This is a genomic window from Candidatus Eisenbacteria bacterium, assembly GCA_016930695.1.
Classification (GTDB): domain Bacteria; phylum Orphanbacterota; class Orphanbacteria; order Orphanbacterales; family Orphanbacteraceae; genus JAFGGD01.
On record JAFGGD010000037.1, the window covers coordinates 67,880 to 79,460 of the forward strand.

Sequence of the window (11,581 nt, forward strand, 5' to 3'; positions counted from 1 at the left end):
AGGGGGCCCGCCTTTCTTCGTCCTTTCCGGCTCTCCGCGCCTACTCTCCCCCCGCCGACGGCTCCGCCGGCGGCGTCTCGCCCCGCAGCCGGAGCACGCGCGCGATCACCTCGCCGACGAGAGAGTCCGGCGTGGAGGCGCCGCCGGTGACGCCGACGATGAGCGGCCCTTCGGGGAGCCAATCCCGCATCACGCGCACCGGTCCGCCCAACTCCTTCGCGCGGATCGAATCCCGATCCAGGATGCAGTCCGCTGATTCGATGTGGTAGGTCGGCGCGCTCCCCGAGGAGATTTTCACGAGGTGCCCCGTGTTGGAGCTGTTGGCGCCGCCCACCACGAGCACGCGATCCACTCCGTCCCGAATCAGGTCCCGCACCGCGCGTTGGCGGTCCTCGGTGGCGCTGCAGATCGTGGCGAAAGCGCGGAAACGCTCCGCGCCCTCCTCCGGGCCGTAACGGACTTCCATGGCGCGCCGGAAGATCGCTTCGATCTCCCGCGATTCCATCTCGAGCATGGTGGTCTGGTTGGCGAGGCCGATCCGTTCCAGGTCGCGATCCGGGTCGAACCCCGGGCTGAATGCGCGCGCGAAACCGGAAAAGAAACTTCCGGTGTCGCCCGTCTCGATCATCGCCGCGATCCTCTCCGCCTCGCCCGGATCCCGAACGACCAGATACTTCCCTTCCGGATCCGCCTCTCTCACCTGGGAGCAGGTGGCGGCGGTTTCCTCGTGTTCCGCCTTCCCGTGAATGACAGACGTGAACCCGTCCCGCGCGTACTGACGGACCCTCTTCCAGACGTTCAGCACCGATCCGCATGTGGTGTCGATCAGATCGCATCCGAGGGATCGAAGGAAAGTGAGTTCGGCGGCGGCGACGCCGAAGGCGGGGATGAGCACCACGTCCTCGGGACGGATCGATCCGTATCGTTTCTCTCGGTCCGGTCCGCTGTCGGGGAGGAGGAGCACGCCCAGATCGTGAAGCCTTTGGTTTACGCGGGCGTTGTGGATGATTTCTCCGGTGATCCAGATCCGGCGTCCGGGGAAACGGAGGCGGGCGCCGAAGGCCAGATCCACGGCGCGGTCCACGCCGTAGCAGAAGCCGAACTCGGCGGCGAGGGCGATGGTGGTGTCGCCGAAACGGAGGCGGTACCCGTGGGCGCGGAAGTGATCCACCAGGGGGGAACGAAAGTGGTCCGGTTGGCGGCCCATTGCCTCTCCTCGCGGACGGAAAGGAACCGCCCGCCCGGTTCGGCGCCTCTTCGCTCCGACCGGCCGGACCAGTTTAGCCCAAGCATGGAGGTGGGTGGAGGGGAATGGGGAAAAAAAACTTGGAGGACCCCAAAGGGTCCCCCAAGACCTCGGCGAGCCGTCGCTCCCCACGCTCCCCCACTGAGGAAAGCGACAACAATTAAACCGAGGAAGCTCAAGGCCGGTCTCCCGTTCGGCCTCGCTCTTATACAAGAGCAACGCTTGTGCCAAATCGTAAAACAGGGAACGAATCGGACCCGCGAGCAGTGTTATCTGTTGGAATGTAATGAGTTAAGAAATATAGCCTCCCCGGATGCCCGCCCGTCTCCATCCGTGAAGAGTGCAACCGGGGTTGTCAAACCGGGGCATTCAACCCTGGTGACCGGGTAACCACTTAAAAAGGAATCGCTTTGACCCGTCAACCGGAGTCGGCACTCTTTTGCGATTTAGCATAATCCGTTGACGGTTGGCAAAATTTTCTCCGCCAAACCCCAGGCGCGCCATTTTACTTTTGGGGTGGGGAAAAGGACCCGGCGGCTGCGCAAAAAAACCAACACTCCAGAAATGCGATCTAAAAATAGAAGTTATCTGGTGGGGATTGGACGGCCCCTACTTCCGTATCGTGAAGGAATCGATCACGGCGCCGGACGTGTCGATCACTTCGGCGTGGAAGAGTGGGCCCTCCACGGCGCAATAGAGGAAGAAGTGCGTGGTCTTCGTGCCCGCCCGGAAAGCGCCCTCCGGCAGCGCGTCCGGGTAGGGGAAGGGGAAATTCTTTTTGCCCCCCCGCGATCGATCCGGCCACCCGCGCCGCCGCAGGTCAGATAGACCGTGGAGCTATCCGTCTCGGTCCACGCGCGGCCGCCGCGGATCGGCGCGGTCCGGGTGTAGCAGTGCTGGTCGCCGTTGAAAAAGACGTCTACACCGGCGTCCTCGATGAAGGGGCAGAACGCCCCCGGACCGGCGCGGGCGATATCGACGTTCATCCTCCCCTTGTACTGCTCGGCGCCGTAGTAGGCGCGGTGTCCGAACCCGAATGTCCATGTCGTTCCCGGTTTCCGGGAGGCGAGATCCCTTTCGAGCCAACGCCGTTGCCGCGATCCGGGGGTGTTGATCCCCCCGTTGGGCTTGCAGTAGCGGTATCCGCGCAGTTCCGAATCCGGCGCGTCGGAGCAGTTCTCGACGACGAAAAAGTGAGAGTTCCCGTGATCGAAGGAGTACCAGCCGCTGTCGCCGAAGACGGGGAAGAAAGAGCGAGCGTAGGAATAATCTCGGGAATCCCCCTCGTGGTTCCCCAGCACCGGATAGAAAGCGATGGAGGAGTCGAGAATTCCGTTGATCGCAAAGAAGGTGTCCGCCGTGGCGAGCCCCGCCTCATCGTAGGAAGGCCCGACGATCCAGTCGCCGCAGTGCACCACGAAATCCGGTTCACATTCATTCACCATGGCGAGAATCTTCCGATAAGTCTTCTCGCCGGTGTGGGGTCCTCCTCCGGTGTGGGAGTCGCTCACGACCACGAAGGAATAAAAACCCGCGTCGTTCTCGTCGCAGCCGGGAAGGAGAAGGACGGAGGCGAGCAGGGCGAACGGGAGGAGCGCGCGTCCCGGCGCGAATCGCCTCGCGAACGAAGCATGGAGCGGAGCGCGCATCTTCACCTCCCGGGGGAGCCGTTCATCAAACCACCCCCATCTTACCACGGCCCCCGGACGAGCGCACCGCGGTCGTCGGCGGGAGCCACGGACATGCCCCTTTTCCCAATCCGGGGCATCCCGTATACTGAGGCGGAATCCGGCGAAAACGATCCATTCGCAAGCAAGGAGGCGACATGCAAGATCCACGCATGGACAAACTGGCCGACCTGCTCATCGGCCATTCGACGCACCTGAAGAAGGGGGAGGCGGTCCTGATCGAGGCGACCGACATCCCCCGGGAGATGGTCTCCGCCCTGATCCGACGGGCCGCCGAGGCTGGCGGCACGCCGCTCCTCCTCCTCAAGGACAACCAGCTCATGCGCCAGCTCGTCCAGACCGGCACGCCGGATCAGGTGGAGGGACGGATGAAGCTGATCGGCTCGGTGGAGCGCTTTCAGATGGAGAAGGTCCAGGCTTACATCGGCATGCGCGGGCAGCACAACTCCACCGAGTTCGCCAGCGTCGAGCCGGCCAAGATGAAAAGCTACCAGTCCCACGTGTTCAAGCATGTGCACGGCGATTATCGCGTGCCGAACACGAAGTGGGTCGTCCTCCGTTGGCCGCACCCGGCGATGGCCCAGCTCGCCGGCGTGAGCACCGACAAGTTCGAGGACTATTATTTCGACGTCTGCCTCGTCGACTACGCCCACATGGCCGTGGCGGTGAAGCCGCTCGTGGAGGCGATGGAGAAGGCGGACCAGGTGCGCATCCTCGGCCCCGGCGAGACGGACCTCACCTTCTCGATCAAGGGTATCCCGGTGATCCCCTGCTGCGGCGAGAAGAACGTTCCCGACGGCGAGTGTTACTCCTGCCCCGTCAAGGACAGCGTCAACGGCGTGATCCACTACAACGCCAAAACCATCTACCAGGGAATCATCTTCGAGAACATCCGCCTTGTCTTCAAGAACGGCAAGATCGTCGAGGCGACCGGCTCGGACACGGAGAAGCTGAACAACATCCTCGACACGGACGAAGGTTCTCGCTACCTCGGCGAGTTCGCCTTCGGCTTCAACCCCAAGATCAAGAAGCCGATGTGCGACATTCTCTTCGACGAGAAGATCGGCGGCAGCATCCACCTGGCGGCGGGCAGCTCCTACGAGGACGCCTTCAACGGCAACACCTCGTCGGTCCACTGGGACATGGTGCTGATTCAGACCCCCGACCACGGCGGCGGCGAAGTCTGGTTCGACGGGGAACTGATCCGCAAGAACGGCGATTTCGTTCCCAAGGCGTTGCAGGGATTAAACCCTGCGAATTACGGATCTTAACCGGTCCCGGCACGGGCAGGCGGCGGAGGCCGCGACGGCCGGCGGAGAGCGATGACGTACTCGGGGAAAAAACTGAGGGAGCTCTACAAGACCCTCGCCCCCTCCGACCGCCTGCTCGTTTTGATGAAGCCGGACCCGGACGCGCTCTCCTCGGCGTGGGCGCTCAAACGCATTCTTACGGGGCGCGTGCAGAGCTGCGGCATCAGCCACCTGGGCGACATCCAGCGCCTCGAAAACCGGGCGATGGTGCGGATCCTGAAGATCCCCACCGAGCGGTTCGACAAGGTGAATCTGGAATCCTACAACCGGTTCGCCATCGTGGACGGCCAACCGGACCAGTTCGCGCACATCGTTCTTCCCCAAATCGACGTGGTGATCGACCACCACCCGGTGGTGAACGCGCCGCAGGTTCCCTTCGCGGACCTACGCCCCAAACTGGGCGCCACCGCCACCATCATGACCCGCTACCTCCAAGAGGCGAAGTTGAAGATCCAACGCCCGCTCGCCACGGCGCTCGCCTTCGGCATCAAGACCGACACGAACAGCCTGACCCGCTCGGCGGCGCACCAGGACGTGGAGGCCTACGCCTACCTGTTGCCGCGGACGAACATGCAGGCGCTCCGGCAGATCGAGTACGAGAGGATCTCGCGGAGCGATCTCGGGCTGATCGCGCGCGCGATCGCGAACGTGCAGATCCGGAGGAAATTCCTTTACGTCTTTCTCGAAGGGCCGGTTCCGCCGGACAGCCTGGTGATCCTGGCGGATATCTTCATCGGCGTGGAGAACATCTCCGTCGTGGCGGTGGGGAGCACTTACCGGAATCGGATCGTGGTGATTCATCGGGGGAGGGGCGCGCGGGTGGATGTGGGCCGGATCGCGCGGGAAGCCTTCTCCGAGGTCGGTAGCGCGGGAGGGCACAAGGTGGCGGCCCGGGCGGAGCTGAGGCTGTCCGATCTGCCCGAGGCGGTCGCCGCCGCCAAGCCGGAGGAAATGGGCGCCTGGGTGAAGAAGAGGATCCTGGCGAACCTGTCGGCGCGGCGGAAGAAGAAGACGGGATGAACGGCCCACCGGAATTGATTCTCGCCTCCACCTCCCCTTACCGCCGGATGTTGATGGAACGGCTCGGCCTCCCCTTCCGGGCGGCGGCGCCCGGGTGCGACGAGGAGGGGCTCGGCCATTTGCCGGCGGGGGAGAGGGCGACGATGCTGGCGGCGCGAAAGGCGGCCGCCGTCTCGTCCCTCTTTCCGGAGGCGGTGGTGATCGGCTCCGACCAGATCGTCGAAGTGGACGGCGAGACGCTCTCCAAGCCGGGGACGCGGGAGCGGGCGCGGGAAGCGCTCCGGCGGCTCCGCGGCCGGGAGCACCGCCTGGTGACCGCCGTGGCGATCGCGCGCGGCGGCGCGGAAGCGCGGATCGAGACGGCGCTCGACGAAGCGTTCCTCGACATGCGCGATCTGACCGACGCGGAAATCGAGGCGTACCTCGACCGGGAACACGTTCTCGATTGCGCCGGCGCCTACCGGATCGAGGGGCTCGGCGCCGCTCTTTTCGCGTCCATCCGCACAAACGACCCGACCGGCATCGTCGGCCTCCCCATCACCCGTCTGGTCGATCTTCTCTCTCGCTTCGGAGTGCGCGTGCTCGGCTGATGACGCCGCGCCGCCGGCCGCGCCCTCTTAATAAAAGACCGCCCTCCGCGCGTGAGGGCGGCCTTTTTCTATCCTGTTTGTCCTTCGCGCGGCGTCAGCGCACCAGATTCAGCTTCTCCGTGGTTCGGGACCCTTCGCTCACCGCGTGGGCGAAGTAGACGCCGCTCGGGACGTCGCGGCCGCGGGTGTCCTTTCCGTCCCAAACGATCCGGGTTTCTCCGGCGGACGTCACGTCATGGTAGAGGGTGTCCACCAAGGATCCGCGGGCGTCGAACACGCGGACCGAGAGAACGGCGGCCCGCGACATGGTGATCCGGAGTGTTACTTTTGGGTTGAAGGGATTGGGCGCGGCGGCGATGGCGAGCCGGCTCACCGGGGGCGTGGGAACGCCCGCCCAGCCGATCAGATCCCTCTCGTTCTGCACGGCGGTGATTTGGTCGAGGGCGGCCGCGACCTGGATCAGCCCCCAGCCCATCGCGGTGTCCGGCGACGCGGATTGAGTGGCCGTGGACTTCAACGTCTCGATCAGGTCCATGTTGTTCCAGGAAGGATTCGCCTGCAGAAGAAGCGCCGCCGCCCCCGCCAAGATCGGCGTGGAGCAGGAGGTGCCGTGGCAGTCGCCGTAAGCGTCGTCTTCGTAGGCGCTGGCGGAATAGTCGTAAACACCCTGGGCGACCAGCGTCGGCTTGATTCGGTCGTCGTAAGTCGGTCCGCGGGAGCTGAAAGAGGCGATGATCGTGTCGGACCAGACCGCGCCGACGGTGATCACCGAGTCCGCGTCGGCCGGGGCGGTGACGTAGGTCCAGGAGCCGCTCCCCTCATTCCCCGCGGAGACGCAGACCAGGATCCCGTTCCAGGCGGCCAGGTCGGCGGCGACGGTCGTGGTCGCTGTGTTCCCGTCCATGTCCTCGTAGGCATACCAGTCATTGTACCCGAGGGAGGAAGAGACGAGGTCGGCGCCCATGCTGTCCGCCCACTCGATCCCCTCGACCCACCAGTCCTCCTCGATCGGCTCTTCCTGGCTCATGTCCTCCGTCTTGCCGAGCAGATACTCGGCGTTGTAGGCGGGGCCGATCAGATCGCCCGGCCTGTAACCGGCGATGAGCGAGAGGATCGTGGTGCCGTGGCTGTGCTGGTTGGAGGGATCGCCCGCCTCGGGAGCGGTGTTGCCGTCGTCGTTGATGAAGTCCCTCTCGGCGATCACGTTCACGGAAAGAAGGGACTCATGCGTGCGCTTGAACCCGCTGTCGAGCATGCAGATGCGGACGCCCGAGCCGTCCAATCCCCGGTCGTGCAGCTCCGGCACCTGCATCATCTCGAGCTGGTGGAGCGAGGAGCCGTAGTTTAGATTGTAAAACTGTTTTTCCGTTTTTCCGCGCGGCTTCTCCCGGATCGGACGGTCCGGCCGGGCGGGTTCGCGGGTCCCGGCGCGTACCGGCGTCACGGCGCGCACGAAGGGGAGGGCGGCGATCGATCGGAGCGTCTCGATCGGGGCTTCCACGCTCACCCCGTTCAGGTAGCGGGACAGAGCGCGTTGCCGGGCGCCGGTGGCGAGGACCTGCTCGACGTATGCGCGGATCACCGGGAGGTCGTGGTGGCCGACGAGGAAGCCGCCGCGCTGCGTCTTCTGGCGACGGAGCATCGCCTTGCCGGTCAGGGCGCGCTCGGCGACGGAGAGGGCGCGCCCGAAGGCGCCCGCGTCGGTTATTCCTTTGTCCGTGAAGAAAACCCATGCCTTGAGCGGGGCGTCTCCCCTTTCGGCGGCGAGATCGACCAGCCGCTCCGAGAGCACGGGGTCGCTCTTCGCGACCTCCCGCCACGGCTCGGCGGCGGCGTCCGGAGCGGCGGCGAAAGCGGAGGAGCTGAAAAGCGTCGCCGCGACGAGAATCGATAATAGCGCGCGGTTCATCCTGTCGTCCTTTCTCCGAAGGGACCGGGAGCGGGCTGTCGATCGTGGGTGACAGTTAACACAATAATATCACTATTCTTACGAGGGATCAAGGGCGCCGGGCGTTTGGGGCGGTGGGGGCGGAGAAGAAAGTCTGGCGCGGACACGCTCATAGTCTCCGGGCGTGTCGATGTCGATGAGGACGGCGTCGCTCTCCACGTCGACGGGCCGGACCCAATCCGGATGGTCCCACACGACGCGCCTCCCCGGCGCGCCCGCGGGGAGTTCCAGGAAGAGAGGGAAGAGGGCGCGGTCGACGAGATAGGGGCGGCCCTCCCGCCCGGCGAAGAAGGGGACGAAGATGCGGCGCCTTTCCCGTTCGCCGCGGAAGGCGGCGGCGAGAAGGGCCGTCTCCCGGCCGGTCACGAGGGGATGGTCGACGGGGGAGACCAGTGCGCCGGCGACATTCGCCGGGAGGGAGCGGATCCCCGCTTGGAGGGAGGTGAGCTGCCCCTCGTCGTAGCGCGAATTCTCGACGATCTTCACGCCGGCGCCCGCGGCGGGGGCGACCTCGGCGGCGCGGTGGCCGACCACGACGTGAATCGGACCGAACCCTCCGTCCCGGCAGGCGCGTATCGCCAGACCGAGCACGGTGGAACCGCTCAAGGGGAGGAGCGCCTTCATCCGGCCCATGCGGCTCGATCGGCCGGCGGCGAGGATCACCGCGGCGAGCGGACCGTCGCGGCCGGCGGTTGGGGCTGTTTCGTTCATGAACGCCAGCATAGCACGGCGGGCCGGCGGTCGCCCGCTTCTTGACCGGCCCTCCGCGCGGTGGTAATCTGCCGCCGTTCCGGCGCGCCGCCGCGACCCTTCGTCCCCCAGCGGGAGAACCGCGTTGACAGACCACGCTTATCTTATCCGTAAAGAGACTTTCTCCGCGGCCCATCACTACCGCATGCCGCGCTTCACGCGCGAAGAGGCGGAGCGGATCTACGGCACCGCCGCCGTACACGGCCATAACTACACGCTGGAGACCACCGTCTTCGGCCCCGTCTCGGAACGGACCGGCATGGTGGAGAATCTCACCGTGGTGAAACAGGTGGTGCGCCGCGCGATGGGGGGGCTGAACGAAAAGCTGTTGAACGAAGAGGTGGAGCGTTTCCGGGAGGAGCCGCCCACCCTCGAGAATCTCTGCGCTTATCTGTGGGAGCGGCTCGCCCCTTTTTTCGCGGAGGGGCGCCTGTTCCGGATCAAGCTCGCCGAGGATGAAACCATTTATGCTGAAAAGGAGCGGGGGAGGAGCGAGGTGTTCCTGACGAGGGTCTATCACTTCTGCGCGGCCCACCGGCTGCACGAGCCGGCCCTCTCCGAAGAGGAGAACCGGAGGATCTTCGGCCGTTGCAACAACCCGAACGGGCACGGCCATAATTACGACTTGGAGGTGACCGTGCGCGGCGTCGTCGACCCGGCGACCGGGACGATCGTCAACGTGCCGGAGATGGACGCCTTGGTGAGGGAACGGGTGGTCGACTACCTGGACCACACTCACCTGAACCTGGACGTGCCCGAGTTCCGTGAGCTGAACCCGACCGCCGAGAACATCGCCCGGGCGGCGTGGGAGAGACTGGGCGGCGAACTCGGCGGCGCCCGGCTCCACCGGATCCGTCTCTTCGAATCCGCCCGCAACATCGTGGAGTACCATGGCCCCGGCGGAGGGGAAGAGGGGTAACTCGGGGACGCCACGCCCAAGAGCCGCTCATGGTATTGTGTCCCCGAAATACGCGCTTCCTGTTACGATTGGGCTTCCGTCGGCGACCGTTCGGGTCGTCGTCGTTTTTCGGGAGGAGACGTTTTGAATCAGGTACGCGTGCGATTCGCCCCGAGCCCGACCGGCTACCTGCATGTCGGCGGCGCGCGGACGGCGATCTTTAACTGGTTGTTCGCGCGGAAGCACGGCGGCGTGTTCGTGCTGCGCATCGAGGACACGGACCGGGAGCGCTCCTCGGAAGAGATGATCCGCTACATCCTGGACGGTCTCGCCTGGCTCGGCGTCGATTGGGACGAGGGGCCGATCTTTCAGGGCGCCCGGGCCGAGACGCACCGCGCTTACGCCCACCTTCTCTTGGAGAAGGGAGCCGCCTATCGCTGCTTCTGCACGGCCGGGGAGGCGGAAACGCTCCGAGCGCGGGCGTTGGAGGAGAAGTCGCACGGAGCGGTCCGCTGTGGTTGCCGTGATCTCGACGCGAAGGAGGCGGAGAGGCGCTCCGCCGCGGAACCCTTCGCGCTCCGCTTCCGGACCCCCGCCGACGAGGAGATCGCCTTCGAGGACGGCGTCTACGGCTCCACCTCCAAACGGGGCGCCGACATCGAGGACTTCGTGCTGCTCCGGTCGGACGGATCGCCCACCTATCACCTGAGCGTGGTCGTGGACGACGCGGAGATGGGGATCACCCACGTGATCCGCGGCCAGGATCATCTCTCCAACACGCCGAAGCAGATACTCCTCTACCGGGCAATGGGTTACGAGGTGCCGTTCTTCGCGCACCTCCCCCTCCTCCTCGCTCCGAACAAGGGGAAACTCTCCAAGAGAAAGCACGGCGAAATCGTCTCGCTCACCACTTACCGGGACCGCGGCTTCCTACCGGAGGCGTTCCTCAACTTCCTCGCGCTCCTCGGCTGGTCCCCCGGCGACGACAGGGAGAAGCTCTCGCGGAAGGAGCTGATCCGCGCCTTCGAACTCGCCGGCGTGAACAAGTCGAACGCGATTTTCAATTTTCGGGAGGGGGACGAAAGGGCCTGGACCGATCCGAAGGCGCTCGCGTTGAATGCCGAATATATAAACGATTTGTCGCCGGAAGCGCTCGCCAAGACGGCCAAGCCTTTCCTGGAGCGCGCCGGATTGTGGCGGCCCGAGTACGAGGAGGGGCGCGCGGATTGGTTCCGCCGGACCGCCGTGCTTCTGCGCGACCGTTTTCAGACGCTCCAGGATTTCGCCGGCCGCGGCCGTCCCTGGTTTACCGACGACTTCCCGATGGAGGAGAGCGCGGTCCGCAAGAACCTCGAGAAGAACGCCGATGCGCTCCGCGGACTGCTCCCGGAATTCGCCGAACGGTTGGAGGGGGTGGAGCCCTTCGACGCGGCGACGGTGGAGGGGGTCTCCCGCGCTTTCTGGGAGGAGAAGGGGTTGAAGCCGGGGCTCGTCATGAACGCCTGCCGGGCGGCGATCACCGGTGCTTCCGCCGGCCCCTCCATGTTCGAGGTGTTCGAGACCATCGGCCGGGAGAGGTCGGTCCGGCGGATCCGGAAGGCGGCCGCGGCGCTCTAGAGGAAGAGTGCGTTCCGGCCGACTCTTTGGGCGGCGGGCGGCGACGAGCCCGAATCGGGATGCGCCGAAATACGGGATTCGAGCCATCCAACCGCTTTTCCCGCAGCCGGTTCAGAAATCCCCTCCCGCCGCCGATCTTTGTGAAAGATCGCCTTGGCGGGTTGACCGGATTTCGGTCCGCCGTTAGAATTATGGTCTCGGTTGGGATGTCGTCCAATGGCAGGACACGCGGCTCTGGACCGTGTAATCGGGGTTCGAGTCCCTGCATCCCAGCCACTTCCACCCTCGATTTCGATCTTGTTCCTACTGCGGATTCCGATCGCTCGCTGCGAGAACCCTCTTCCATCGGCGCGCTCCTCAGCGTAGCTAGGGCTACGCTTCCGGTGCGCGCCTCGTCCAGAGGGTCCTCTCGCTGAGCGCTCGAAATCCTCGCTACGGAACAAGATCGAAACCGAGGGTGGGACCGGAAAACCGAGGGTGGGACAGATAACGGAGCGGCTTCTCGCCACCCACC

The 11,581-nt window shown here is 65.3% G+C and carries 9 protein-coding genes and 1 tRNA gene; 6 read left to right on the plus strand and 4 right to left on the minus strand.

All coding sequences use genetic code 11. The features are described from left to right. Window positions 1-40: 40 nt before the first annotated feature. Window positions 41-1,207: a 4-hydroxy-3-methylbut-2-enyl diphosphate reductase gene (locus tag JW958_09530; protein ID MBN1826497.1), complete on the minus strand. Its 1,167-nt coding sequence runs from the start codon at window positions 1,205-1,207 to the stop codon at window positions 41-43. A 695-nt stretch (window positions 1,208-1,902) separates the two neighbouring features. After that, window positions 1,903-2,895 carry a metallophosphoesterase gene (locus JW958_09535; GenBank protein MBN1826498.1) on the minus strand — a complete coding sequence of 331 codons (993 nt, stop codon included), beginning with the start codon at window positions 2,893-2,895 and terminating at the stop codon, window positions 1,903-1,905. A 176-nt stretch (window positions 2,896-3,071) separates the two neighbouring features. On the opposite strand from JW958_09535, the gene JW958_09540 reads away from it, so the two are divergent. The 3 genes from JW958_09540 to maf are packed head-to-tail and all read left to right on the plus strand — an operon-like array spanning window position 3,072 to window position 5,854. Continuing rightward, window positions 3,072-4,205 (plus strand): aminopeptidase, encoded by a 1,134-nt coding sequence (locus tag JW958_09540; protein MBN1826499.1) that lies wholly within the window; start codon window positions 3,072-3,074, stop codon window positions 4,203-4,205. A 51-nt stretch (window positions 4,206-4,256) separates the two neighbouring features. Then, a complete protein-coding gene (locus JW958_09545) occupies window positions 4,257-5,264 on the plus strand; it encodes a DHH family phosphoesterase (protein MBN1826500.1) in 1,008 nt (335 codons plus the stop codon). After that, window positions 5,261-5,854: a septum formation protein Maf gene (gene maf / locus JW958_09550; GenBank protein ID MBN1826501.1), complete on the plus strand. Its 594-nt coding sequence runs from the start codon at window positions 5,261-5,263 to the stop codon at window positions 5,852-5,854. The genes JW958_09545 and maf overlap by 4 nt, the downstream gene beginning before the upstream one ends. A gap of 94 nt (window positions 5,855-5,948) precedes the next feature. Here maf and JW958_09555 read toward each other — a convergent pair whose 3' ends face one another. Both JW958_09555 and JW958_09560 read right to left on the minus strand, forming a co-directional pair. Continuing rightward, window positions 5,949-7,763 (minus strand): S8 family serine peptidase, encoded by a 1,815-nt coding sequence (locus tag JW958_09555; GenBank protein MBN1826502.1) that lies wholly within the window; start codon window positions 7,761-7,763, stop codon window positions 5,949-5,951. A gap of 78 nt (window positions 7,764-7,841) precedes the next feature. Further along, the gene (locus JW958_09560; protein ID MBN1826503.1) at window positions 7,842-8,513 is read right to left on the minus strand and encodes a nucleotidyltransferase family protein; all 672 of its coding nucleotides are present in this window, start codon (window positions 8,511-8,513) and stop codon (window positions 7,842-7,844) included. A gap of 124 nt (window positions 8,514-8,637) precedes the next feature. Here JW958_09560 and JW958_09565 point away from each other — a divergent pair, with 124 nt between their 5' ends. The 3 genes from JW958_09565 (at window position 8,638) to JW958_09575 (ending at window position 11,343) form a co-directional block, all read left to right on the plus strand. Next, window positions 8,638-9,471 (plus strand): 6-carboxytetrahydropterin synthase, encoded by an 834-nt coding sequence (locus tag JW958_09565; protein ID MBN1826504.1) that lies wholly within the window; start codon window positions 8,638-8,640, stop codon window positions 9,469-9,471. A 123-nt stretch (window positions 9,472-9,594) separates the two neighbouring features. After that, a complete protein-coding gene (locus JW958_09570; GenBank protein MBN1826505.1) occupies window positions 9,595-11,067 on the plus strand; it encodes a glutamate--tRNA ligase in 1,473 nt (490 codons plus the stop codon). A gap of 202 nt (window positions 11,068-11,269) precedes the next feature. Continuing rightward, a tRNA-Gln gene (locus tag JW958_09575) sits at window positions 11,270-11,343 on the plus strand. The last annotated feature ends 238 nt before the right edge of the window (window positions 11,344-11,581 follow it).

Bases quoted from the DNA above. Each gene is read 5' to 3' on its own strand.
- JW958_09530 (MBN1826497.1), bottom strand. From the start codon at position 1,207: ATGGGCCGCCAACCGGACCACTTTCGTTCCCCCCTGGTGGATCACTTC.
- maf (MBN1826501.1), top strand. From the start codon at position 5,261: ATGAACGGCCCACCGGAATTGATTCTCGCCTCCACCTCCCCTTACCGC.
- JW958_09560 (MBN1826503.1), bottom strand. From the start codon at position 8,513: ATGAACGAAACAGCCCCAACCGCCGGCCGCGACGGTCCGCTCGCCGCG.
- JW958_09535 (MBN1826498.1), bottom strand. From the start codon at position 2,895: ATGCGCGCTCCGCTCCATGCTTCGTTCGCGAGGCGATTCGCGCCGGGA.
- JW958_09540 (MBN1826499.1), top strand. From the start codon at position 3,072: ATGCAAGATCCACGCATGGACAAACTGGCCGACCTGCTCATCGGCCAT.
- JW958_09555 (MBN1826502.1), bottom strand. From the start codon at position 7,763: ATGAACCGCGCGCTATTATCGATTCTCGTCGCGGCGACGCTTTTCAGC.
- JW958_09545 (MBN1826500.1), top strand. From the start codon at position 4,257: ATGACGTACTCGGGGAAAAAACTGAGGGAGCTCTACAAGACCCTCGCC.